Source organism: Streptomyces sp. MNU76, from assembly GCF_020982545.1.
In the GTDB taxonomy this organism is placed as follows: domain Bacteria; phylum Actinomycetota; class Actinomycetes; order Streptomycetales; family Streptomycetaceae; genus Streptomyces.
The window spans coordinates 1,308,874-1,333,493 of the sequence record NZ_JAJKLK010000001.1; the positions used below are offsets into that span (position 1 = coordinate 1,308,874).

The 24,620-nt window shown below is 71.7% G+C and carries 16 protein-coding genes and 3 pseudogenes; 13 read left to right on the forward strand and 6 right to left on the reverse strand.

The genetic code is table 11. The annotated features are described in order from the left end of the window. Positions 1-54: 54 nt before the first annotated feature. Positions 55-2,139, reverse strand: a complete 2,085-nt coding sequence (locus E4N62_RS05660) for a YhgE/Pip domain-containing protein (protein WP_230212230.1) — start codon at positions 2,137-2,139, stop codon at positions 55-57. Next, positions 2,111-3,034 carry an ATP-binding cassette domain-containing protein gene (locus E4N62_RS05665; RefSeq protein WP_230212232.1) on the reverse strand — a complete coding sequence of 308 codons (924 nt, stop codon included), beginning with the start codon at positions 3,032-3,034 and terminating at the stop codon, positions 2,111-2,113. Before E4N62_RS05665 ends, E4N62_RS05660 begins: the two co-directional genes overlap by 29 nt. Positions 3,035-3,210: 176 nt before the next feature. On the opposite strand from E4N62_RS05665, the gene E4N62_RS05670 reads away from it, so the two are divergent. From E4N62_RS05670 to E4N62_RS05680, 3 genes are all read left to right on the forward strand, one after another. After that, complete coding sequence (locus tag E4N62_RS05670; RefSeq protein ID WP_230212234.1) at positions 3,211-3,750, forward strand: SAV_6107 family HEPN domain-containing protein; 540 nt, start codon at positions 3,211-3,213, stop codon at positions 3,748-3,750. A gap of 131 nt (positions 3,751-3,881) precedes the next feature. After that, positions 3,882-4,652: a methyltransferase gene (locus E4N62_RS05675; protein ID WP_230212236.1), complete on the forward strand. Its 771-nt coding sequence runs from the start codon at positions 3,882-3,884 to the stop codon at positions 4,650-4,652. 288 nt (positions 4,653-4,940) lie between these two features. Beyond that, complete coding sequence (locus E4N62_RS05680; RefSeq protein WP_184895187.1) at positions 4,941-5,342, forward strand: DUF3040 domain-containing protein; 402 nt, start codon at positions 4,941-4,943, stop codon at positions 5,340-5,342. A 295-nt stretch (positions 5,343-5,637) separates the two neighbouring features. Here E4N62_RS05680 and E4N62_RS05685 read toward each other — a convergent pair whose 3' ends face one another. The 4 genes from E4N62_RS05685 to E4N62_RS05700 all read right to left on the reverse strand — a co-directional run bounded on the left by E4N62_RS05685 (position 5,638) and on the right by E4N62_RS05700 (position 11,395). After that, positions 5,638-8,172 (reverse strand): DUF3488 and transglutaminase-like domain-containing protein, encoded by a 2,535-nt coding sequence (locus tag E4N62_RS05685; RefSeq protein ID WP_230212238.1) that lies wholly within the window; start codon positions 8,170-8,172, stop codon positions 5,638-5,640. Beyond that, complete coding sequence (locus tag E4N62_RS05690; RefSeq protein WP_230212240.1) at positions 8,169-9,527, reverse strand: DUF58 domain-containing protein; 1,359 nt, start codon at positions 9,525-9,527, stop codon at positions 8,169-8,171. The genes E4N62_RS05685 and E4N62_RS05690 overlap by 4 nt, the downstream gene beginning before the upstream one ends. Further along, positions 9,524-10,564, reverse strand: a complete 1,041-nt coding sequence (locus tag E4N62_RS05695; RefSeq protein ID WP_230212243.1) for a MoxR family ATPase — start codon at positions 10,562-10,564, stop codon at positions 9,524-9,526. Before E4N62_RS05695 ends, E4N62_RS05690 begins: the two co-directional genes overlap by 4 nt. Before the next feature lie 285 nt (positions 10,565-10,849). Further along, positions 10,850-11,395 carry a carbonic anhydrase gene (locus E4N62_RS05700; protein ID WP_230212246.1) on the reverse strand — a complete coding sequence of 182 codons (546 nt, stop codon included), beginning with the start codon at positions 11,393-11,395 and terminating at the stop codon, positions 10,850-10,852. A 355-nt stretch (positions 11,396-11,750) separates the two neighbouring features. Here E4N62_RS05700 and rsmH point away from each other — a divergent pair, with 355 nt between their 5' ends. The 10 genes and pseudogenes from rsmH (at position 11,751) to E4N62_RS05750 (ending at position 24,432) form a co-directional block, all read left to right on the forward strand. Continuing rightward, positions 11,751-12,707 carry a 16S rRNA (cytosine(1402)-N(4))-methyltransferase RsmH gene (gene rsmH / locus E4N62_RS05705; protein WP_230212248.1) on the forward strand — a complete coding sequence of 319 codons (957 nt, stop codon included), beginning with the start codon at positions 11,751-11,753 and terminating at the stop codon, positions 12,705-12,707. 145 nt (positions 12,708-12,852) lie between these two features. Continuing rightward, positions 12,853-13,413 (forward strand): annotated as a pseudogene (locus E4N62_RS05710) (hypothetical protein); the annotation flags it as partial. A gap of 83 nt (positions 13,414-13,496) precedes the next feature. Further along, positions 13,497-15,448 (forward strand): annotated as a pseudogene (locus E4N62_RS05715) (peptidoglycan D,D-transpeptidase FtsI family protein); the annotation flags it as partial. Between the two features lie 60 nt (positions 15,449-15,508). Then, the gene (locus E4N62_RS05720) at positions 15,509-17,182 is read left to right on the forward strand and encodes a UDP-N-acetylmuramoyl-L-alanyl-D-glutamate--2,6-diaminopimelate ligase (protein WP_230212483.1); all 1,674 of its coding nucleotides are present in this window, start codon (positions 15,509-15,511) and stop codon (positions 17,180-17,182) included. Positions 17,183-17,186: 4 nt separating this feature from the next. Continuing rightward, positions 17,187-18,602 (forward strand): UDP-N-acetylmuramoyl-tripeptide--D-alanyl-D-alanine ligase, encoded by a 1,416-nt coding sequence (gene murF, locus E4N62_RS05725; RefSeq protein ID WP_230212251.1) that lies wholly within the window; start codon positions 17,187-17,189, stop codon positions 18,600-18,602. Next, positions 18,599-19,672 (forward strand): phospho-N-acetylmuramoyl-pentapeptide-transferase, encoded by a 1,074-nt coding sequence (mraY, locus tag E4N62_RS05730; RefSeq protein WP_230212254.1) that lies wholly within the window; start codon positions 18,599-18,601, stop codon positions 19,670-19,672. The genes murF and mraY overlap by 4 nt, the downstream gene beginning before the upstream one ends. Beyond that, positions 19,654-21,081, forward strand: coding sequence for a UDP-N-acetylmuramoyl-L-alanine--D-glutamate ligase (murD, locus tag E4N62_RS05735; protein ID WP_230212257.1), 1,428 nt, complete (start codon positions 19,654-19,656; stop codon positions 21,079-21,081). Before mraY ends, murD begins: the two co-directional genes overlap by 19 nt. Positions 21,082-21,169: 88 nt before the next feature. Next, complete coding sequence (ftsW, locus tag E4N62_RS05740; protein WP_230212259.1) at positions 21,170-22,516, forward strand: putative lipid II flippase FtsW; 1,347 nt, start codon at positions 21,170-21,172, stop codon at positions 22,514-22,516. A 6-nt stretch (positions 22,517-22,522) separates the two neighbouring features. Next, entirely contained in the window at positions 22,523-23,611 is a 1,089-nt protein-coding gene (gene murG / locus E4N62_RS05745; protein WP_184895208.1) for an undecaprenyldiphospho-muramoylpentapeptide beta-N-acetylglucosaminyltransferase, read from the forward strand. Between the two features lie 24 nt (positions 23,612-23,635). After that, positions 23,636-24,432, forward strand: a pseudogene (locus E4N62_RS05750) (cell division protein FtsQ/DivIB). Positions 24,433-24,620: the final 188 nt, after the last annotated feature.

The window sequence follows — 24,620 nt, forward strand, 5'->3', positions numbered from 1 at the left end:
GAACCGTGCCGTGCGCGGGAACAATGCCGTGCCGGGGAACATCGCGGTGCGGTGTCACAGACTCAACTCCGGGTGCAACCGGTCCAGGGTCCACACCTGCTTGCGGCGGGCCGACAGCGCGCTCAGCGCGAGGGCGCCGACGGTGAAGGCCACGAGCACCGCGCACGCCTGCCACACCGGGCCCAGACCGCCGCCCGTGATCAACCGCCTGAGGGCGTCCACGACATGGCTCATCGGCAGGAAGGGGTGCACCGCGTTGAAGAAGTCGGGGCTGGTCTGCACGGGGTAGGTGCCGCCCGCGGACGTCAACTGGAGCATCAGGAAGGCGAGGACGAGGATCCGGCCCGCCGCCCCGAAGCGCGCGTTGAGCCACTGCACGATCGCCGCGAAGCACGCCGTCACCAGGAACAGGAAGCCCACCGTCCCGGCCGCCCGTGCCATTTGCAGGCCGACCGCCCAGTGCAGCACCGCCATCAGCGCGACCGTCTGCAGCACACCCAGCGCCGCCACCGGCAGCCAGCCCGCCAGCGCGATCCGCCACGCCGAGGCACCCGCCGCGAGGGCTCGCCGGTTGAGCGGCTGGATCAGCATGTACGCCACCATCGCGCCCACCCACAGGGAGAGCGGGATGAAGTACGGGGCGAAGCCGGTGCCGTAGTTGGGCGCCTTGTGCAGGTCCCTGGTGGCCAACTGCACGGGATCGGCCATCACTTCGGTGCGCTGGTCGCGGTCCCGCTCGTCGTAGTCGGGGATCCGCTCGGCCCCCTCGTGCAGACCGCCCGCGAGCTTGCCGGAGCCGTCGGCCAGCTTGTACATGCCGCCCTTGAGGTCGACCGCGCCCGTCTTCAGATCGCCGACGCCGGTGTCGAGGTGCTCCGCGCCGGTCCTGGCCGTGCCGAGGCCGGTGTGCAGCGTCTTGGCCCCCTTGGCGACCTTCGTGGCGCCCTTGTCGAGCGCGTCGATCTTGGCGACGGCGTTGTCGAGGTCGGTGGAGAGGGTGGGCGCCGCCTTCGCGAGGGCGCGGGCCTGCTTCTCCAGGTTCCGCAGGTCCTTGTCGAAGGCCTTCATGTCACCGTCGTAGTTCTTGACCACGGTGTCGACGTCCTCGGCGAGCGTGGCCGCCTCCGCCGCCGCGTCCTTCGCCTTCTTCAGGTCCGCACAGGCCGCATCGGGCAGGACGGCCTTCTCGCAGCGGCGCTCGTGGACGTCGTCCAGGGTGTCGGAGGCGGTTCGGATGCCGGTGGCGGCGGCCGGCGCGGTCTTCACGAACGCGTCGAGGTGCCCCCGGATCGTGGCCGCCGAGTCGGCGACCAGGGTGGCGGTGTCGGCGATCGTGTCGCCGTTCTCGTTCAGGAAGGGCCGCACCTGGTCGGCCGCGGCGCCCACCTTGTCGGCGAGCTTCCCGGTGCCGTCCGCGACCTGCTGGGCACCGTCCTCCAGATCGCCCGCGCCCTCGTCCAGGTCCTTCAGCCCGCCGGACAGCTTGCCGCTGCCCTCCTTGGCCGTCCGCAGCCCGTCCGCGAGGTCCTTGGAGCCCTGCTCCGCCTTGTCGATACCGCCCTTGAGGTCGTCGGCGCCGTCCGCCGCCTTCTCGGTCCTGCCGTGGATGTCCGAGAACGAGATGAAGATCCGGTCCAGGAACGACCGCGAGGCCTTCGTCGACGCCGCCGTCCGCACCTCCGAGAACACCGTCCGGGAGATCTGGCCGACGATGTAGTTGTTCGCGTCGTTCGTCCGCACCTGGAGGGCACCCGTCTCCGGCACGTCCCCCGAACTGGACGCGATCCGCTCGCTGAAGTCCTTCGGCATGGTCAGCGACAGGTAGTACGTGCCGTCCTCGACGCCCGCGCGGGCCTCGGCGGCGCTCACCCGGTGCCACTCGAAGGTGTCGCTGTCCCGCAGCCCCTTGGCGATGTCGTCGCCCGCGGTCAGCCGCTGCTTGCCGACCGACGCGCCCCGGTCGTCGTTGACCAGCGCCACGGGGATGCGGTCCAGGCGGCCGTACGGGTCCCAGAAGGACCACAGGTACAGGGCGCCGTACAGCAGCGGCAGCAGCAGGAGCGAGACCAGCGCGGCGCGCGGCAGCTTCCCCCGGCCGAACCGCCTGAGCTCAAGCGCGGCCAGTTTCGGCGAGCGCATCGGCCGTCTCCTCGTCGTCGGATGTGTTGTCGGATGTGTTGTCGTCGGCGGTCTCGCGACCGCTGTTCCGGTGGTCGCCGCTCCGGCTGCCGGATCGCTCGTCCTGCTCGTCCTCGGAGCCTTCGTCGTCGGTGCGCTCTTCTCCGGGACTCTCGTCGCTCCTCGGTTCCCCGGGCGTCGTCGAGACCACTACCGCGCCCTTCGGGGCCTCGCTGCACACCGCCACGACCGTGAGTCCGGAATCGGTGAGGGACGTCAACAGGGCCCACATCTCCGTCCGTTCGGCGTCGGAGAGCTTCAGGTCGGTGTCGTCGACGCCGAGCAGCCGGGGCCGGCCGACGAGGGCGAGGGCGACCGACAGGCGCAGGGCCTCCATCCGGTCGAGGTCGCGCACGGCCGTCCGGGAACCCTTGGGGAGCGCCTCGCGGTCGAGCCCGGCGGCGGTCGTGGCGGCCTCGATCCGGTCCTTCAGCTCGGCGTCGCGATCGGCCCGGGAGCGCAGCAGCCCGCGCAGGGTGCCGTCGAAGCGCCGCTGCATCAGCGCCCGTTCACGCAGGTGCTCTCCGACGGTCAGGGCCGGGTCGAGGTCCGTCACCCCGGGGACGTGGGCGAGGGCGCTGACGCGGCGCACGGCCGCCATGCGCTTCGGCAGGTGCAGGGAGCCGACCGTGGCCCGGCCCTCGCTCGGCTTCATCCGGCCGGTGAGCGCGAGCAGCAGACACGTCCGCCCCGACCCGGACGGCCCCGCGAGCGCGACCAGCGAGCCGGCCTCCGCGTCGAACCCGACGCCCCGGAAGGCCCAACCGCGCGGCCCCTCGAGCCCGAACCCCTCCGCGCCGACGGCGACACCGCGGGCCGCCCTCCGCCCGGGGCCCGCTTCCCCTGCCTCTGCCATGCCCCGGAACCCCTCTGCCCTGGCTTTGAACTGACTGGTCAGTGCAAAAACTACTCCGAACCTTTGAACGAAGCAAAAGCGCAGGTCAGAACGGATTGTCAGTGGCATACCTCACGATGGGCACATACGGCACCTCGCGACAGAGCGTGCCGTCCGCAGACGACAGGAGGTTCGTCATGGCCAGCTACCACGCAGCAGCCGCCAACCGGCGCCGCGCCACCGGCCCTGCCCCCTCACTGACCGGCCCGGCGAGCGACGTGCACCCCGTGCTGCGCCGGGCGACGGCCCCGCCCGCCGCCCTCGACCTGCTGGCCCAGGCCCGCTCCGGACTCGACGAGGCGTCCGGACTCCGCACGCCCAACGAGCGGTACGCCACCGCTCACCTCGCGGCCCTGCGCACCGCCGCCGCGGTGCTCGCCGCCCGGGGTCGCCCCGAACCCACCCCGAAGCGCCGGGCCAAGATCCGGAGCGCCTGGGAAGTGCTCCCCGAGATAGCGCCCGAACTCGCCGAGTGGAGTGCGCTGTTCGCCTCCGGCGCCGCCCGCCGTGCCCGCGCGGAGGCGGGCATCCAGGGCGCGGCGAGCGTCCGCGACGCCGACGACCTCATACGCGACGTGGCGATGTTCCTGCGCCTGGTCGAGCGGATGCTGGTGCTCCAGCCGGTGCTGCCCCAACCCCGGCAGGACAGCGGCCCGGAGGTCCCGGACGCGGGCTGAGCGACCGTCCCGGCGCCGCCCATTAGGGTTGGGGTCACCAGCACCCTCCGTCACGGCCACCGGCCCGACGGAGACGCAAGCCCATCGCTCCGCCGCACACCAGGCGGTGCCGCGCCGAGGAGTCAACTGCCGTGTCGGACCCGATGCGACCCCGCGCCTCTCTCCGTACCGCCGTGGTCTGGGAGGTCCTCCAGGACGCCCTCGACCGCCGGGTGAAGGCGACGGGGCGTGAGTCGCTCGACGTACTGGACACCGGGGGCGGCAGCGGCAGGTTCGCGGTGCCCGCCGCCCGCCTGGGCCACCGGGTCACCGTCGTCGACCCCAGCCCGAACGCGCTGTTCGCGCTGGAGCGGAGGGCCGCCGAGGCCGGCGTCGCCGACCGTGTCCGGGGCGTCCAGGGCGACGCCCACGGCCTCTTCGACGTCGTGGAGCGCGGTGGGTACGACGCCGTGCTCTGCCACGGCGTCCTGGAGTACGTGGACGACCCCGCCGAGGGCATCGGCAACGCGGTGGCCGCGCTGCGCCCCGAGGGCGTCCTCAGCCTGCTGGCCGCCGGCCTCGGCGGCGCCGTCCTCGCCCGCGCCCTCGCCGGGCACTTCAAGGAGGCGCGGCAGGCGCTCGCCGACCCGAACGGACGCTGGGGCGAGGGTGATCCGGTTCCCCATCGCTTCACCGCCGAACAGCTCACCGGGCTCGTCGAGGGCGCGGGCCTCCGGGTCGCCGCCGTGCACGGCGTCCGGGTCTTCGCCGATCTCGTCCCCGGGGTGCTCGTCGACACCGAGCCCGGCGCCCTGGACGCCCTGCTCCAGCTGGAGGCGGCGGCCGCCGAGCTGCCCGCCTTCCACTCCGTGGCCACCCAACTTCATGTGCTGGGTGAGACGCGAGGGGCCGCCGAGTCCTGAGCCGTCTCCCGCGGCGGACGAGCCTGCCCCGCTGATCAGGGGCTCGGCGGCGGATGGAGTACGCCACAGGCCCCCCGATCGGGCGCTCGGAGCCGTATGATCGAGGGAGACCGTTCCGGCATGACGGGCCGTTCGCTGGGGAATTCACACCTCAGCGAGTCGGGGTGCCATGGCGGGTTCCGGTTGGCGAATTGGCGTAGAGGGGCGGGTTTCAAGGGGGCGATTCCCTGCCTATCCTGAAGAGGACCCCCCGGGTCGCCCCGGCGACCGCACGATGAGGAGGACTCCGTGCCGCTCTCAGAGCACGAGCAGCGCATGCTCGAGCAGATGGAGCGAGCGCTGTACGCCGAAGATCCCAAGTTCGCGTCAGCGCTTGAGGGAAGCGGGCTGCGTACGTACACCCGGCGGCGGGTCTACCAGGCGGTCGCGGGCTTTCTGGTGGGTATCGCGCTCCTCATGGCCGGAATGGTCGCACAGCAGATCTGGGTCAGCGTGGTGGGATTCCTCGTCATGCTGGGCTGCGCCGTGCTCGCCGTCACCGGTTGGCGCAAGGCCCCCAAGCCGGGTGAACAGCCCGCCGGTGCCGCAGGCTCCGCCGGTGCGCGTCGGCAGACGCGACAGCGCCGCTCCATGATGGACCGAATCGAACAGCGCTGGCAGCGCCGTCGTGACGAGCAGGGCGGCCACTGAGCCGGCCGAGACGCCGACCCGACAGCCACAGCTGAACACGGACGAAGGGTGACCACCCCGGCGGCGGTCACCCTTCGAGCATGCCCGCACGCGAACGCCCGCGCATCAGGGCACGCCCCTCAGGGGCTGCACGTGTGGGCACACCGGCCACAGCCGGGCCGGTCACCGAAAACCGGCGAACGCCCACCGGCGATCGACCACCGGCCGCCGCCTTGCTGTCGCGACCCCCGGACGGACGAACGGTCCTGTCCCCGCCGGGTTCGCCCGGCGGGGACAGGACCGTGACGCGTCGGCGCTAGCCGTTCCGACTCGGTGTGGGGCGTCGCCACGGCAGGCGTGGCGTGGGGAGCCGGGACAGCAGCTCGTCCCTGGTGTCCGCCCAGCGGGCCGCGAGGGCCCACACCACCCGGACGGTCGAACGCGGCAGCAGCAGTGCCCGCAATCTGGTGCGGCGGCCCGCGTGAGCCCTGAGACCGGCCCCGACCTGGTGCGCGTCCCGGGCGAGACCCGCCGGAACCTGTGGACGCGGAGCGAAGAGGACCTGCTCCACCGCCGCCGCCACCCGGTGCACCGCCTCGGCGGCAGCCGGTTCCAGCTCCCCGAGCCGCACGATCCGCGCGGCGGCCTTGCGGGGCGTCTGCGACTCGTCGGGCGCGATCCCGTAGTCCCACGCCGTGTCGGCCACCTCCTGCCAGGCGGCCAGCGCATGAGCCGCCGCGGCCTCCGTGCGGCCGTAGGAGGTGGCCCTGTCCGGCGGAGCCGGGGAGCCCGGCGCCTCGCTGCCCTCGTGGGTCACCTCCCGCGCGACGGCGGGCTCCTGGGTCCCCTTCGGCACCGCGCCCTGGTGCGCGCCCAGCCGCACGGACCGGACCCGCAGCCGCCACAGCATCGGCAGCAGCGGGATCGCCAGCACCAGAAGCGCTCCCGGGAGGATCAGCAGCGTCCAGGGCGAGAAGAACACCAGCCCCCAGAACGAGCGCTCCTCGTCGTCCGAACCCGGTACGGCCGCCGCCGACTCGGTCCCGCAGGCCCCCAGCTTCGCCTCCTGCGGCGTGCAGCTCTCGCTCGCCGACGGCTCGGCCGAGGGCGCCGTGGACGCCGACGACGAGGGACGGGGCACCTCGGGCAGCCCACCGGTGCCGGTGTCCTCGGGCACCGTGTACTCGGGCGTCGAACCCCGGTTGGGAGTGGGCTCGAAACGGGTCCAGCCCACGCCCTCGAAGTACAGCTCGGGCCAGGCGTGCGCGTCGCGCAGACCCACCGACATCGTGCCGTTCGTCTGCGGGGTGCCGGGGGTGAAGCCCACCGCCACCCGGGCCGGTATGCCCAGCGTGCGGGCCATGGACGCCATCGCGAAGGAGAAGTGGACGCAGAAGCCCTCCTTGTCCTCCAGGAACCGGGCTATCGCCCGGGCGCCCGTGCCCGACCGCACCTCCGTGTCGTAGGTGAACTCGCCGCTGAAGGCGAACCAGTCCTGGAGCTTCACCGCGCGCTCGTAGTCGTTCTTCGCGCCCTCGGTGACATCCAGCGCCGTCCGCGCCACCACCGGCGGCAGCGAGGCCGGCACCTTGGTGTACTCCCGCCGCAGCGCCGGCGGCGGCTCCGGTGCCGAGGCCAGCTGCTCCGCCGTGGGCTCCACGATCAGGCTCTCGACCTTGTACTGGGCGCCCTTGGTGTCCTGGCCGTGGTCACCGACGAGGGTGCGCCCCACGGGCTCGTACCGCCAGTCGCCGTCGATGTCCACGTTGGTCACCGGGTACGGCATCGGCAGCCAGTTCTGCTCGTAGTCCTCCGACGCGACGATCCGGGTCTCGATCGACGTCCGCTTGACGTCGGAGGCGAGACCGATCGGGGTGCCGAAGTCGTCCGGGACCCCCGTGATGGAGCGCTCGGTCGGGGTCCACGAGGTCCCGTTGAAGTTGTCCAGGGAGACGATCCGCAGATACATCTCCTGCACGTTGTCGGTGTTGGTGCGGTACGACAGGACCTGGCGGTCCTCGTCCACGTTCAGGCTGCCGCGCAGTTGCACCACCGGGTTCACCGCGGCGATCGTGCCGCCGCCACCGGAGCCACCGCCGAAACCGGCGCCCGTGCCGTCCAGGAGGCCCCCGTCGAGGGAGGGCAGCCCGAGCGGCACCACCAGGGCGATGCCCAGCGCGACCGCGCCGATGCGCCGCCCGGTGCGCACGGGCGCCACGGGGCCGCTCGCGGACTCCGGGCGCTGGGGACCCTGGGGCGCGCCGCCGAAGACCCTGCCCCACTGCGAGAGCCGGTCGCGGCTCTCGGTCAGGAGCAGCAGCAGATAACCGGCCGAGGCCAGCACGAACCACAGCCACGCGGCGCCGTCGGAGAGTCCCGCCGCGACCGAGTACAGCGCGAGCAGGGGGAGGCCGGCGGGGGCGGCGCTGCGGAACGTCACCGCGAGGGCGTCCACCAGCAGGCCTATCACCAGCACACCGCCGATGATCATCAGGCGGATGCCGTCGGTCAGCGGCGCCGGGATGGCGTACCGGCCGACGTCCTCGGCGCCGTTCTGCAGCAGCGTCGCGAAGTACTGGAAGGCCTCGGGGCCGGGGACGATCCCGGCCACCGCCCGCTCCCGGGCGAAGACCAGCGTCAGCATCATCAGGGTGACCAGGGCCTGGGCGGCCACGGTCAGCGGCCGGGCCAGCGGGACGCGCCGGGTGAGCGCTCCCACACCGGTCTGCACGCCCAGCATGAGCGCCGCCTGGATGATCCACGTCGCCGGGTCCACCAGCGGCAGCAGTGCGCACGCCGCCATGATCGTGGCGGCCCAGGCGCACAGCGCCAGTCTCGCCCGCCCGCTCATGACCGCCCCTCCGTACCGCTCCCGGACAGTACTCCGGTGCGCTGTCTGTCCGCCTGTCGCCACAGGTCCGTCAGCGAGGCGCCGCGCGGCACGGTCAGTGCCGTCCAGCCCGCCTCGTGCAGCAGCCGCAGCGACTCCTCGCTCGCGCTCCCGGCACCGGGCACCTCGCCCGGTTCGGTCGTCCACGCCTCGCTGTCCAGCAGGAAGGCGACCGCCCCACCGCCGCGCCGGCGCATCTTGCCGAGTACCGCCGCCTGCTCGTCGTCGAGGTCGCCGAGGAAGGCGACCAGCAGCCCCTCGTTGCCGCCGCGCAGCACGTCGTACGCGGGCGACAGGCTCGTGCCGGCGGAGTGGTCGATCACCGCGAGGGTGTCCATCATCAGTCCGGCCGCGTCGGCCGACTCCTGGCTGGCGCCCGCGAACCCGTCGGCGCCCTCGCCGGGCACCGAGCTGCCGGTGTCCGTCAACAGCCTGACGGAGAAGCCGCGTTCGAGCATGTGGACCAGCATGGAGGCGGCGCCGGAGACGGCCCACTCGAAGGCGGAGTCGGGGCCCGCGCCGAGGAACGCCTCGGCCCGGGTGTCCAGCAGCACCGTGCAGCGGGCACGCTGCGGTTGTTCCTCGCGGCGCACCATCAGCTCGCCGTAGCGCGCGGTCGAACGCCAGTGCACCCGGCGCAGGTCGTCGCCGTGCCGGTAGCCGCGCGGGATCACGTCGTCCTCGCCGGCCAGCGCCAGCGAGCGCTGCCGCCCGTCGCCGTACCCCTTGGCCTCGCCGCTCAGCCGCACCGGCGGCAGGGCCTCCACGCGCGGGACGACGGTCAGCGTGTCGTACGTCGAGAAGGACCGGGTCAGCTCGCACATGCCGAACGGGTCGGTCAGGCGCAGCTGCAGCGGGCCCAGCGGATAGCGGCCGCGCAGATCGGAGCGGACCCGGTACGACACCTCGCGACGCCCGCCCGCCTCCACCCGGTCCAGCACGAACCGGGGGCGGGGACCGAGCACGTACGGCACCCGGTCCTGGAGCATCAGCAGCCCGGTGGGCAGCCGCGAGACGTTGTCCATCCGCAGATGGACACGCGCCTCGCTGCCGGCGGGCACGCGCCCGGGGGAGAGGCGACGGCTGCCCGCGACCCGGTACCGGGTGCGGTACAGCACGGTCGCGCAGACCAGCGGCAGCACGGTGAGCAGCAGGCCGACCCGGAGCAGATCGCTCTGCCCGAGGACGTAGGCGCAGACCGCGGCCGCCACGCCGGCCGCCAGGAAGGAGCGTCCGCGCGTGGTGAGGCCGGCGAGGGCCGTGCGCAGCCCGCCCTTGTCCTGTTCCGGGGCGGGCGCCGGCCCTCCGGTGCTCATCCAAGCCTCCGCGGCGGCTGCTGCGGGTACGCGGGCGTGGCGTGGACCGAGCCGTACCCGCTCTGCGCCTGGGGGGCCTGCGGCACGGGGGTGCGCTGCAGGATCTCCTGGACCACCTGCTCCGGCGTACGCCGGTTGAGCTGCGCCTGGGCGGTGGGCAGCAGCCGGTGGGCGAGGATGGACACGGCCAGCGACTGGATGTCGTCCGGCAGGGCGTACTCCCGGCCGCTGAGGGCGGCGGTCGCCCTCGCCGCACGCAGCAGATGCAGCGTGGCGCGCGGCGAGGCGCCGAGTCTGAGGTCCGGATGGCTGCGGGTGGCGCCGACCAGATCCACCGCGTACCGCCGCACCGTTTCCGCGACGTGCACGCCCCGGACCGCTTCGATCAGCTTCACGATCTCGTGCGCGTGCGCCACCGGCTGCATGTCCTCCAGCGGCGAGACCCCGCCGTGGATGTCGAGCATCTGCAGCTCGGCCTCCGGGCTCGGGTAGCCGACGGAGACGCGGGCCATGAAGCGGTCGCGCTGGGCCTCCGGCAGCGGGTAGGTGCCCTCCATCTCCACCGGGTTCTGCGTGGCCACCACCATGAAGGGGCTCGGCAGCTCGTATGTGGTGCCGTCGATCGTGACCTGGCGCTCCTCCAGGGACTCCAGGAGCGCGGACTGCGTCTTCGGCGAGGCGCGGTTGATCTCGTCGCCGATCACGATCTGCGAGAAGATCGCGCCCGGCTTGAACTCGAACTCCTTGCGCTGCTGGTCCCAGATGGACACACCCGTGATGTCCGACGGCAGCAGGTCCGGCGTGAACTGGATACGCCGCACCGAGCAGTCGATGGACCGCGCCAGTGCCTTGGCCAGCATGGTCTTGCCGACGCCGGGTACGTCTTCGATCAGAAGATGTCCCTCGGCGAGCAGCACTGTCAGCGAAAGCCGTACGACCTCAGGCTTGCCCTCGATCACTTGTTCGACAGAACTGCGGACTCGCTCCACAGTGCTGGTCAGATCAGTGAGGCTCGCTCGATCGTCATAGGTCGTCACCCGGCCCTCCTCGGCCCGTTCTTTCTCCGGGCCGTCGCTCTGCGATGCGGACCGGCCCACCCCGAAACACGGACACCACGCGTGAACTGCTCAGCGTGACGCCACACCCGCATTCTTGCTGCCGTTACCAATCCGTGTCACTCGCCTGTGGATAACCGTCCGTGATATGTCAGGTTTGCGGCGTTCTGCCGGGCGAGATGCCAGCAGATTGACAGCAAAGCGGGGCTGCGCGGAACCGCCCTCGGGCGATAGGAGGGCGGTTCCGACCCTACGGTTCGACGGGACTCAGGCCGCGTCGATCTCCCGGAGCAGGCCGGTCTTCACGTCGAAGACGAAGCCGCGCACGTCGTCGGAGTGCAGCAGGAACGGGTTGGTGCGGATCCGCTGCATGGACTGCCGTACGTCCTGGTCGACGTCCCGGAAGGACTCCACCGCCCACGCCGGACGCTGGCCGACCTCGGCCTCCAGCTCGGTGCGGAAGTCCTCGGTGAGGGCCTCCAGGCCGCAGCCGGTGTGGTGGATGAGGACGATGCTGCGGGTGCCGAGCTTGCGCTGACTGATGGTGAGGGAGCGGATCACGTCGTCGGTGACCACGCCGCCCGCGTTGCGGATGGTGTGACAGTCGCCCAGCTCCAGGCCGAGCGCGTCGTGCAGGTCGAGGCGGGCGTCCATGCACGCCACGACCGCGACACGCAGGACGGGGCGGGCGTCCATCCCGGGGTCGGTGAACGCGGCGGCGTAGCGCTGGTTCGCCTCGACGAGGCGGTCGGTGACGGTGCCGTCGGATATGGCGCCTTCGGGGCCGGTGGGAACTGCTGCGGAGGTCGTCATAGCGAAGACGGTACTGGTCACGGCCGCCGAGGGCGCTCTGTGAGAGAGGACAAAGAACGTCATTGAGCCTTGTTGTGAGGTAACCCACAGGAGTGGCGGGATCACGGCTGTACGGGTGATTTGGCCGGACTCGCGGCTTCGTCCGGACCGGCGCCGCGACGCGCAGGCCGGTTGATTGACCGCGTGGGGCCGTGGACTAAAGTGACGCCGAGCGGGAGGCGCGGCCGGACGGCAAGGTGACGACGGGCCCCATGTCCCCCGCTGGACCGAAACCCAAGGAGAACCGGCGAGAGTCCGGCGTCTCCCCGCGTGCGCGGCGCGTACGTGCGGCTCGCGCCGGACCTGAGAGGGCCCCTTGAGCAACAGCCGCCACGTCCCCGTCATGCTCCAGCGTTGTCTGGACATGCTGGCTCCGGCCCTCACGGCGCCCGGCGCGGTGGTGGTCGACTGCACGCTCGGCCTCGGCGGCCACAGCGAAGCGCTCCTGACCCGGTTCCCCGAGGCCCGCCTCGTCGCCCTCGACCGGGACAAGGAGGCCCTGCGCCTCTCCGGCGAGCGCCTCGCCCCCTTCGGCGACCGCGCCACCCTCGTGCACGCCGTCTACGACGAACTCCCCGACGTGCTCGACCGCCTGGGCCTCCCGCGCGTCCAGGGCGTCCTGTTCGACCTGGGCGTCTCCTCCATGCAACTCGACGAGGCGGACCGGGGCTTCGCGTACGCCCAGGACGCGCCCCTCGACATGCGCATGGACCAGACGACGGGCATCAGCGCCGCCGAGGTCCTCAACACCTACCCGGCGGGCGAACTCGTCCGGATCCTCCGGGCGTACGGCGAGGAGAAGCAGGCCAAGCGGATCGTGTCCGCGATCGTGCGCGAGCGCGACAAGGAGCCGTTCGCCAACAGCGCCCGACTCGTCGAACTGATCCGCGACTCCCTGCCGCAGGCCGCCAAGCGCACCGGCGGCAACCCCGCCAAGCGCACCTTCCAGGCCCTGCGCATCGAGGTCAACGGCGAACTCACCGTCCTGGAACGGGCGATCCCCGCCGCGGTGAAGGCCCTCGCGGTCGGCGGCCGGATCGCCGTGCTGTCGTACCACTCGCTGGAGGACCGGCTGGTGAAGCAGGTCCTCGCGGCCGGAGCCGCCACCACCGCCCCGCCCGGACTGCCCGTCGTCCCCGAGCGCTATCAGCCGAGACTCAAGCTCCTCACCCGTGGTGCCGAACTTCCCACCGAGGAAGAGGTCGCCGAGAACCGGCGCGCCGCCCCCGCGCGTCTGCGCGGGGCGGAACGCGTGCGGGAGGACGTCGCATGAGACGCGTGACGCGCATCGGCCGCGTCCGACGCACGAGGCGGACGAGGCGACCGCACACGGTGTGAAGGGGACGGTGAGTGAGTCCGACGAACGAACTCGCGGGGACGCCGGGCGAGTCCGGCACCCGACCCCACAGGGAGGGCGCGTGAGCAGGAAACCCGAACTGAGGGGCCGGGCGGCCCGTCTCGCGCGGCTCCTGCCCACGCGGCCCAAGGGCGCCGCCCGCACCCCCTTCGTCCTCCTGGTCGTCCTCCTCCTGGGCGGCGGCCTCATCGGCCTCCTCGTGCTGAACTCCGCGCTCAGCGAAGGGTCGTTCAAGCTCGACGACCTCCAGGACGACGTGAAGAGCTACACCGACGAGGAACAGGCGCTCCAACGGGACGTGGACGCCTACTCCGCGCCCGACGCCCTCCAACGCCGTGCCCGCGAGCTGGGCATGGTCCCCGGCGGCGACCCGGCCTTCCTCGACCCCGACGGCACGGTCAAGGGCATTCCGAGCGCCGCCCAGCAGACCGCGGCCCGAATGCCGCTCGTCCTCGCACCCGAGATCCTCGACCCCGGCCCGCCCGCGAGCCCCACGCCCTCCGGGAGCCCGACATCCTCCGGGAGCCCCACGCCCTCCGGGAGCTCGACGTCCTCCGGCTCCCCGACACCGCCCGCCACGCCGACGCCGACCGGGCCCGAGCCGCAGTCGCACGCCCGGACGCCGCAGCCCCCGGCCACCCCACCACACCGCCCGCACAGCCCACCCAGCTCCCGACGACCCCCGGCAGGTGACGGAAGTGGCCGATTCAGGCAGGCAGCCCCCGCCGCCGCGTACCCGGACCAGCCCGGCCCGTACGACCCGGCGGTAAGCGCCGACCGGGACCCGGCGCCCGCCCGCCGCACAGCGCCGTCCGGCCGCGCCCCGGCAGCCGCCCGGGCGCACCATCCGGCTGGGCAGCCCCCGCCCCCGGCTGCGCATGGTGAGCCTCGCGCTGACCCTGGTGATGATCGCCTTCGTCGTACGGCTGCTCCAGGTGCAGGCCGTCGACGCGAGCGAGTACGCCGCCAAGGCCGACCAGAACCGTTACGTCGGCCGGGTGCTGGCCGCCGAGCGCGGCGGCATCACCGACCGCAACGGCGTCGCCCTGGCGATGAGCACCGACGCCAACGACATCACCGCCGACCCGACGATGTTCACGCGCGAAGAGCTGAAGATCGACGACGGGCCCGAGCAGGCGGCAGCGCTCCTCGCGCCGATCCTCGGCGCGGACCAGGAGACCCTCACCGAGAGGCTCCGCACCAAGAACACGCGCTATGTGCTGCTCGCCCGCCGCCAGACCCCCCAGGTGTGGAACCAGATCAGCGACCTGAAGACCGCGCTCGTCAAGCGGGCCGCGGACGAGAAGGACACGGTCAACGTCCTGGCCGGCGTCTTCCAGGAGCCCAGCAGCAAGCGCGTGTACCCCAACGGCGACCTCGCCGCCGGGATACTGGGCTGGGTCAACGCCGAGGGCAAGGGCGGCGGCGGCATCGAGCAGCAGTGGAACGACCGTCTCTCGGGCAAGGACGGCAAGATCCGCTACGCCCAGTCGGGCGGCCGTCTCGTGCCCACCGCGGGCTCCACCGAGACGCCCGCGGTCGCCGGCTCCGACGTCGAGCTGACCATCGACCGCGACATCCAGTGGGCCGCGCAGAACGCCATCACCGAGCAGGTGAAGAAGTCCAAGGCGGACCGCGGTTACGTGATGGTGCAGGACACCCGCACCGGCGAGATCCTCGCCATGGCCAACTCGCCCGGCTTCGACCCCAACGACCTCACCAAGGCGAACCCGGACGCGCTCGGCAACGCGGCCCTCCAGGACGCCTACGAACCCGGCTCCACCGCCAAGGTCATGTCGATGGCCGCCGTGCTGGAGGAGAACGTCGCCACCCCGGGCACGCATGTCACCGTGCCCAACCGGCTGCACCGGGGCGACCGGCTCTTCAAGGACGACATCGACCACCCGACCTGGTACCTGACGCTCAACGGCGTCCTCGCCAAGTCGAGCAACATCGGCACGATCCTCGCCACCGGAGAACTCGGCCGCAACCAGCAGGAGTCCAACAAGATCCTCTACAACTACCTGCGCAAGTTCGGCCTCGGCGAGTACACCGGCCTGGGCTTCCCCGGCGAGACCAAGGGCATCCTCGCCGCACCCGGCGACTGGTCGACCTCGCAGCAGTACACGATCCCTTTCGGTCAGGGCGTGTCGATGAACGCCATGCAGGCGACCTCCGTCTACTCGACCATCGCCAACGGCGGCGTACGGGTCGAACCGACCCTCGTGCGGGGCACCAAGGGGCCCGACGGCCGCTTCACCCCCGCCCCGAAGCCCGGGAAGACCAGGGTCGTGAGCGAGAAGACGGCGAAGACCCTCGCCCGGATGCTGGAGTCCGTCGTGGACGACGAGGAGGGCACGGGCACCAAGGCCCGCATCCCCGGCTACCGGGTCGCGGGCAAGACGGGTACGGCCAACCGTGTGGATCCCGCCACCGGCAGATACCGGGGCTACACCTCGTCGTTCGCCGGGTTCGCGCCCGCCGACAAGCCACGGATCACCGTCTACTGCGCGATCCAGAACGCCACCAAGGGCAACTACTTCGGCGGCCAGATCTGCGGCCCCATCTACAAGGAAGTCATGGAGTTCGCCCTGAAGACCCTCCAGGTGCCGCCCACCGGGGCCAAGCCCGCGAACCTGCCCGTCACCTTCGCCCCTGACCCGCCCCGTCCCACCCCGATCCGCCCGCCGATCAGCGCAACAGCCAGGAACCGACTCGTGACCATGATCACTCCCGACCCCGGGAACCACGCCCCCGAGCCCCGCTCGCACAAACCCTCGCTTCGCCCCGTTGGGGGTGCGCCCGGTACGCTCACCGCCGTGCCACACGCTGATCAGTCCCAAACCACCCAGAAGGACGTTCCCGTGACATATCCGGGACCGCCCAGGCCGGCCCACGTCTCCGCCACACCCCTCGCGGAACTCGCCGGCCAGCTGGGTGCCGAGCAGCCGGCGAGCGCGGACACCACCCAGGTCACGGGCATCACCCACGACTCGCGCGCCGTCCGCCCCGGCGACCTGTACGCCGCCCTGCCCGGTGCCCGTCTGCACGGAGCCGACTTCGTGGACCAGGCCGTCGGCCTCGGTGCCGTCGCCGTCCTCACCGACCCCGGCGGCGCCGAGCGCGCCGCCGCGGCCGGGCTGCCGGCCCTCGTCGTCGACAACCCGCGCGCGCGGATGGGCGAGCTGGCGGCCACCATCTACGGCCGGCCGGGCGGCGACCTGCTGCAGATCGGCATCACCGGCACCTCGGGCAAGACCACCACCGCCTACCTCGTGGAGGGCGGCCTGCGGACCGTCCGCTCCACCGGACTCATCGGCACCGTCGAGATGCGCATCGGCGACGAGCGCATCAAGTCCGAGCGGACCACCCCCGAGGCCACCGACCTCCAGGCCCTGTTCGCCGTCATGCGCGAACGCGGTGTGGACTCGGTCGTCATGGAGGTCTCCAGCCACGCCCTGGTCCTCGGCCGGGTCGACGGCTGCGTCTTCGACGTCGCCGTCTTCAACAACCTCAGCCCGGAGCACATGGAGTTCCACTCCGGCATGGAGGACTACTTCCAGGCCAAGGCGCAGCTCTTCACCCCGGAGCGCAGCAGGCTCGGCGTCGTCAACCTCGACGACGAGTACGGCCGTCGGCTCGTCGACGAGGCCACCGTCCCGGTCGTCACCTTCTCCGCCGAGGGACACCCCGACGCCGACTGGCGCGCCGAGGACGTCCGGGTCGGCCCGCTGGACTCGACGTTCACCGCGGTCGGACCCAAGGGCGAGCGGATCGTCGCCAGGTCGCCGCTGCCGGGCACCTTCAACGTCGCCAACACCCTGGCCGCCGTCGCCACGCTGGCCGTCGCCGGGATCGACCCGCAGACCGCCGCCGACGGCATCGCGGCCGTACCGGGCGTACCGGGCCGGCTGGAGCGGGTGGACGCCGGGCAGCCGTACCTCGCGGTCGTCGACTACGCCCACAAGACGGACGCCGTCGAGTCGGTCCTCAAGGCGCTGCGCAAGGTCACCGAGGGCAGGCTGCACGTCGTGCTCGGCTGCGGCGGCGACCGGGACACCACCAAGCGCGGACCGATGGGCGCCGCCATGGCCCGGCTCTCCGACACCGCCGTACTGACCTCCGACAACCCTCGCTCCGAGGACCCCCTCGCGATCCTCGCGACCATGCTCGAAGGCGCGGCGTCCGTGCCGGCCCACGAGCGCGGCGAGGTCCTCCTCTTCGAGGACCGGGTCGCCGCGATCGCCGCGGCCGTGGCCCGCGCACGGCCGGGCGACACCGTGCTCGTCGCGGGCAAGGGCCATGAGCAGGGCCAGGACATCGCCGGCGTGGTCCGTCCCTTCGACGACCGCCAGGTGCTCCGCGAAGCTATCCAGCAGACCCAGGGATGAACTTGTGATCGCCCTCTCTCTCGCCGAGATCGCAGAAGTCGTCGGCGGGCAGACGCACGACATACCGGATCCGTCGGCGCTGGTCACCGGACCGGTCGTCCGGGACTCCCGTGAGGTGGAACCGGGCAGCCTCTTCGTCGCCTTCGCGGGCGAGCGCGTGGACGGACACGACTTCGCGGCCGCTGTCGTCGAGGCGGGCGCGGCAGCGGTGCTGGCGTCCCGCCCCGTCGGCGTGCCAGCGATCGTGGTCCCCGATGTGCAGGCGGCGCTCGGCGCCCTCGCCCGGCACGTCGTGCGCAGGCTCGGCACGACCCTGGTGGCCCTCACCGGCTCCGCCGGCAAGACCAGCACCAAGGACCTGATCGCCCAGGTGCTCCGGCGCAAGGCGCCGACGGTGTTCACCCCCGGCTCCCTCAACAACGAGATCGGGCTGCCCCTCACCGCCCTCAGCGCCACGGAGGAGACCCGTTTCCTCGTCCTGGAGATGGGCGCCCGCGGCATCGGCCACATCCGGTACCTCACCGAGCTGACCCCGCCGAGGGTCGGTCTCGTGCTCAACGTCGGCACCGCCCACATCGGCGAGTTCGGCGGCCGCGAACAGATCGCCCAGGCCAAGGGCGAGCTGGTGGAGGCCCTGCCCCCCGCCGAGGACGGCGGCGCCGCGATCCTCAACGCCGACGACCCCCTGGTACGCGCCATGGCCTCCCGTACGAAGGCCCGGGTGATCCTCTTCGGAGAGTCCGGCGAAGCGGACGTACGCGCCGAGAACGTGACGCTCACCGAGGCCGGACAGCCCTCGTTCAGGCTTCACACACCCTCCGGTGCAAGTGATGTGACCATGCGCCTGTACGGTGAGCACCACGTGTCGAACGCGCTCGCCGCGGCCGCCGTCGCCCATGAGCTGGGCATGTCCGCAAGTGAGATCGCCACCGCGCTCTCCGAGGCGGGCTCCCTCTCCCGCTGGCGCATGGAGGTCACCGAGCGCCCGGACGGCGTGACGGTCGTCAACGACGCCTACAACGCGAACCCCGAGTCCATGCGGGCCGCTCTGCGCGCGCTCGCAGCCATGGGCAAGGGGCGGCGGACCTGGGCGGTGCTCGGCAAGATGGCCGAGCTCGGGGACGAATCGCTCGCCGAGCACGACGCGGTCGGACGGCTCGCCGTCCGGCTCAATGTCGGCAAGCTCGTCGCGGTCGGGGGCAGGGAAGCGTCCTGGCTGCAACTGGGCGCATACAACGAGGGTTCGTGGGGTGAGGAGTCGGTGCACGTGTCCGACGCACAGGCGGCGATCGACCTGTTGCGCAGTCAGTTGCGCCCGGGGGACGTCGTACTCGTGAAGGCGTCCCGGTCGGTCGGGCTCGAGAGCGTGGCGCAGGCGCTGCTCGACAGCGGCAACGAGGGTGAGGTTGCCGCGCGATGATGAATCAGATCCTGTTCGCAGGAGTCATCGGTCTCTTCCTGACCCTGGTCGGTACCCCGCTGCTGATCAAGCTGCTGGCCCGCAAGGGGTACGGCCAGTACATCCGGGACGACGGCCCGCGTGAGCACGCCAGCAAGCGCGGTACGCCGACCATGGGTGGTATCGCCTTCATCCTGGCGACGATCGTCGCGTACTTCCTGGCCAAGGTGATCTCGGGCCAGCCGCCGACCTTCTCCGGTCTGCTGGTGCTCGGCCTGATGGCGGGCATGGGCCTCGTCGGCTTCCTCGACGACTACATCAAGATCGTCAAGCGTCGTTCGCTCGGCCTGCGGGCCAAGGCGAAGATGGCCGGCCAGCTGATCGTCGGTATCGCCTTCGCGGTCCTCGCGCTGCAGTTCCCGGACGCCCGCGACCAGACGCCGGCCTCCACCAAGCTCTCGTTCGTGCAGGACTTCGGCTGGTCCATCGGCCCGGTGCTGTTCGTGATCTGGGCGCTGTTCATGATCCTCGCCATGTCGAACGGCGTGAACCTGACCGACGGTCTGGACGGCCTCGCCACCGGTGCCTCGGTGCTCGTCTTCGGCGCGTACACGTTCATCGGCGTCTGGCAGTTCCAGGAGTCCTGCGCCAACACGGAGACGCTGACCAACCCGACCGCCTGCTACGAGGTACGGGATCCGCTCGACCTGGCGATCGTGGCCTCCGCGCTGATGGGCGCCTGCCTCGGCTTCCTGTGGTGGAACACCTCGCCCGCGAAGATCTTCATGGGCGACACGGGTTCGCTGGCCCTCGGCGGCGCGCTCGCCGGTCTCGCGATCTGCTCCCGCACCGAGCTGCTCCTCGCGCTCCTCGGCGGTCTGTTCGTCCTCATCACCATGTCGGTCGTCATCCAGGTCGGCTCGTTCAAGCTGACCGGCAAGCGGGTCTTCCGGATGGCCCCGCTCCAGCACCACTTCGAGCTCAAGGGCTGGTCCGAGGTCCTGGTCGTGGTCCGCTTCTGGATCATCCAGGGCATCTGTGTGATCGTCGGACTGGGCCTCTTCTACGCGGGATGGGCAGCGGACAAGTGACCGACTGGCAGGGCAAGCACGTCACCGTCGCCGGTCTGGGCGTCTCGGGCATCCCGGCGGCCAAGGTCCTGCAGGGCCTCGGCGCGGTGGTCACGGTCGTCAACGACGGCGACGACGAACGCGCCCGCGTGCAGGCCGCCGAACTGGAGGCGCTCGGCATCACCGTGCGCCTCGGCGACGGCGCGACCCTGCCGCAGGGCACCGAACTCGTCGTCACCGCCCCGGGCTGGAAGCCGGACAAGCCGCTCTTCACGGCCGCCCGCGCGGCCGGCCTGGAGATCTGGGGCGACGTCGAACTCGCCTGGCGGCTGCGGGGCCCCGACGCCGCCCCCTGGCTGGCCGTCACGGGCACCAACGGCAAGACCACCACCGTCCAGATGCTCGCCTCGATCCTGACGGCCGCGGGCCTGCGCACGGCCGCCGTCGGCAACATCGGGGTCTCGCTGCTGGACGCGGTCCTCGGCGACGAGGAGTACGACGTCCTGGCCGTCGAGCTCTCCAGCTACCAGCTGCACTGGGCGCCCTCGCTGCGCGCCCACTCCGCCGCCGTCCTCAACCTCGCCCCCGACCACCTCGACTGGCACGGCTCCATGGAGGCGTACGCCGCCGACAAGGGCCGTGTCTACGAGGGCAACCGGATCGCCTGCGTCTACAACGTCGCCGACAAGGCCACCGAGGACCTGGTGCGCGAGGCGGACGTCGAGGAGGGCTGCCGGGCCGTCGGATTCACGCTCGGCACGCCCGGCCCGTCCCAACTCGGCGTGGTGGAGGGCATCCTGGTCGACCGCGCCTTCGTCGAGAACCGGCAGAAGAACGCCCAGGAACTCGCCGAGGTCTCGGACGTGAACCCGCCGGCCCCGCACAACATCGCCAACGCCCTCGCGGCCGCCGCCCTCGCCCGCGCCTACGGGGTGCCCGCCGCGGCCGTACGCGACGGTCTGCGGGCCTTCACCCCGGACGCCCACCGCATCGCGCACGTCGCCGACGTGGACGGCGTGGCGTACATCGACGACTCCAAGGCCACCAACACGCACGCGGCGGGGGCCTCGTTGGCGGCGTACGAGTCGATCGTGTGGATCGCCGGCGGACTCGCCAAGGGAGCCACCTTCGACGAACTCGTCGCCGGTGCCGCCGGGCGGCTGCGGGGCGTCGTGCTGATCGGCGCGGATCGCGCGCTGATCCGGGAAGCGCTCGCGCGACACGCGCCCGAAGTGCCGGTCGTCGACCTCGACCGGACCGACACTGGGGCGATGCTCGCCGCCGTCCGCGAGGCGCGGACGCTGGCGCGGACGGGCGACACGGTGCTGCTGGCGCCGGCCTGTGCGTCGATGGACATGTTCGTCAACTACAACAGGCGTGGGGACGCGTTCGCGGAGGCTGTGCGCGAACTGGCCTCCACGGACGGCTGACCCGGCCCGGCTTCGCCTGGCGGCGCCGGGTGAGACTGGGAGGGACGCGTGACACGGAACTGGTCGGTCGGCGGCGAGGGCGCCCCCGATGCCGAGTAGCCGTACGAGCCGTGCGCCCCTCCAGCGTGTCACCCGGCGGCCCCCCGTCCCCCGGCCGCCGCGCGAGAACCCCCTGCGGCGGCTGCACACCCGGGCGCGCAAGGCCTGGGACCGGCCGCTGACCGCGTACTACCTGATCCTCGGCGGCAGTCTGCTGATCACCGTGCTGGGACTGGTGATGGTCTACTCGGCCTCACAGATCACCGCCCTGCAGAAGTCGCTGCCCGGGTCCTTCTTCTTCCGCAAGCAGTTCCTCTCGGCCTCGATCGGCACTCTGCTGCTGCTCGTGGCCTCGCGGATGCCGGTCAAGCTGCACCGTGCGCTGGCGTATCCGATCCTGGCCGGCTGTGTGTTCCTGATGGCCCTGGTTCAAGTGCCCGGGATAGGGCAGTCGGTCAACGGCAACCAGAACTGGATCGCCGTCGGCGGCTCCTTCCAGATCCAGCCCAGCGAGTTCGGCAAGCTGGCGCTCGTGCTGTGGGCGGCCGACCTGCTGGCCCGCAAGGAGGACAAGCGGCTGCTCACACAGTGGAAGCACATGCTGGTGCCGCTCGTTCCGGTGGCGTTCCTGCTCCTCGGGCTGATCATGCTCGGGGGTGACATGGGCACCGCGATCATTCTCACGGCGATCCTGTTCGGCCTGCTGTGGCTCGCGGGCGCCCCGACGCGGCTCTTCGCGGGCGTGCTGTCGGTCGCCGGACTCCTCGGGCTCGTCCTGATCACCACCAGCGAGAACCGGATGGGCCGCCTGGCCTGCATCGGAGCCACCGAGCCCCGGACCGGCGCCGACTGCTGGCAGGCCGTGCACGGCATCTACGCCCTGGCCTCGGGCGGAATCTTCGGCTCCGGGCTCGGTGCCAGTGTGGAAAAATGGGGCCAACTCCCGGAAGCGCACACCGACTTCATCTTCGCCGTCACCGGTGAGGAACTGGGCCTCGCGGGGACGCTGTCGGTGCTCGCCCTCTTCGCGGCTCTAGGCTATGCGGGTATCCGCGTGGCCGGACGCACGGAGGACCCCTTCGTCAGGTATGCCGCGGGAGGCGTGACCACCTGGATCACCGCTCAGGCGGTGATCAACATCGGTGCGGTGCTCGGTCTGCTGCCGATCGCCGGAGTCCCGCTCCCGCTGTTCTCCTACGGGGGATCCGCCCTGCTGCCGACCATGTTCGCCATCGGGTTGCTGATCGCGTTCGCGCGCGACGAACCCGCTGCGCGGGCGGCGCTTGCGATGCGGCAACCTCGCTTTGGTAGAAAACGGGGCGGTGGTCCTTCGGGGCCCGGGAGATGGAACACGATGCGACGGCGTGTCTCGGCACGTTCGTCCGGAGAGCGGTGAATTTCGGTGCATGTCGTACTCGCCGGTGGCGGAACCGCCGGTCACATCGAGCCCGCGCTCGCCCTCGCGGACGCCCTGCGCAGGCAGGACCCGACCGTGGGCATCACGGCCCTGGGCACGGAGCGCGGCCTCGAGACACGCCTCGTCCCCGAGCGCGGCTACGAACTCGCGCTGATCCCCGCCGTACCCCTGCCGCGCAAGCCCACCCCCGAGCTGATCACCGTGCCCGGCCGGCTGCGCGGCACGATCAAGGCGACCGAGCAGATCCTGGAGCGCACCAAGGCGGACGCGGTCGTCGGCTTCGGCGGCTATGTCGCCCTGCCCGGCTACCTGGCCGCCAAGCGGCTCGGCGTGCCGATCATCGTCCACGAGGCCAACGCCCGCCCCGGCCTCGCCAACAAGATCGGCTCCCGCTACGCCGCCCAGGTCGCCGTCTCCACCCCGGACAGCAAGCTCCGCGACGCCCGCTACATCGGCATCCCGCTGCGCCGCTCCATCGCCACGCTCGACCGCGCCGCCGTGCGCCCCGAGGCCCGCGCGCTGTTCGGCCTCGACCCCAACCTGCCGACCCTGCTGGTCTCCGGCGGCTCCCAGGGCGCGCGTCGGCTCAACGAGGTCGTCCAGCAGGTCGCGCCCTACCTCCAGCAGGCCGGGATCCAGATCCTGCACGCGGTCGGCCCGAAGAACGAACTGCCGCAGGTGCACCAGATGCCGGGAATGCCCCCTTATATCCCGGTACCGTACGTGGACCGGATGGACCTCGCGTACGCCGCGGCGGACATGATGCTCTGCCGCGCGGGCGCGATGACCGTCGCCGAACTCTCCGCCGTAGGGCTCCCGGCCGCCTACGTCCCGCTGCCCATCGGTAACGGCGAACAGCGGCTGAACGCCCAGCCGGTGGTCAAGGCCGGCGGCGGACTGCTGGTCGACGACGCGGAACTGACCCCCCAGTGGGTCCAGCAGAACGTGCTGCCCGTCCTCGCCGACCCGCACCGGCTGTACGAGATGTCCCGCGCCGCCAGCGAGTTCGGCCGCCGGGACGCCGACGACCTGCTCGTCGGGATGGTGTACGAGGCGATCGCGTCGCGCCGTTAAGGGCGCGACAGGAGGCAGGGGAGCGTGGCCGGACCGACCACCGCCGAACGTGGCGCAGACGAGGATCTGGAGTCCGGCCCGCCGCCCCGGCGGAGGCTCCCGGCCCCCCGGCGCTGATCGCCGCCGCGGTCGTGCTGGTGCTCCTCGGCGGCGCCTCGCTCTGGGTCATGTACGGCTCTTCGTGGCTGAGGGTCGAGCGGGTCTCCGTGTCGGGCACCCGGGTGCTGACGGAGGCCCAGGTGCGCGAGGTGGCCGCCGTCCCGCTCGGCGACCCGCTGATCTCCGTCGACCTCGACGCGATCGAGTCACGGCTGCTCGCGAAATTGCCCCGAATCGACTCCGTCGAGGTAACCCGTTCCTGGCCCCATGGAATCGGGCTGAAAGTGAGTGAACGTACTCCGGTTCTAATGGTCGAAGCGACCGGAAATTCGGGCAACTACGTCGAAGTGGACGCGAAAGGTGTGCGTTTTGCCACGGTTTCACGCGCCCCGGAAGGTGTCCCCCTCCTGGAATTGACGGTCTCCAGGTCCGGTTCGTCCGCCGCCAGCCTGCGGCGATTCGGCGAGGACCGGCTCGTTCGGGAGGCCGCGCGGGTCGCCGACGCGATTCCGGCCGCGATCGCGCCCCAGACCCTGGTCGTCAAGGTCCGTTCCTACGACGCCATCTCGCTGGAGCTGAGCGGAGACCGTACGGTCGCCTGGGGGAGTGCGGAGAGGGGGCGCGCGAAGGGCCGCGCGCTCACCGCGCTGATGAAAGCGGCGCCCGATGCGGGGCACTTCGACGTGAGTGTCCCCACCGCGCCCGCGTCATCGGGGAGTTGACGCACATCCGCGCAGGCCAGCACCCTGGTTGGGCACCGCTACGGCTGATCACATAGGGTGAAAAGAAAAACGGGAGGTTCGGCGTGTTCGTTGAACGTGCGCCACTTGTCGACTTAGTGTCCTGTTCGGAAGAGTCCAAGGAACAGTCACACTGGTAACCCTAAACTTCAGCGTTAGGGTTCGGGTCG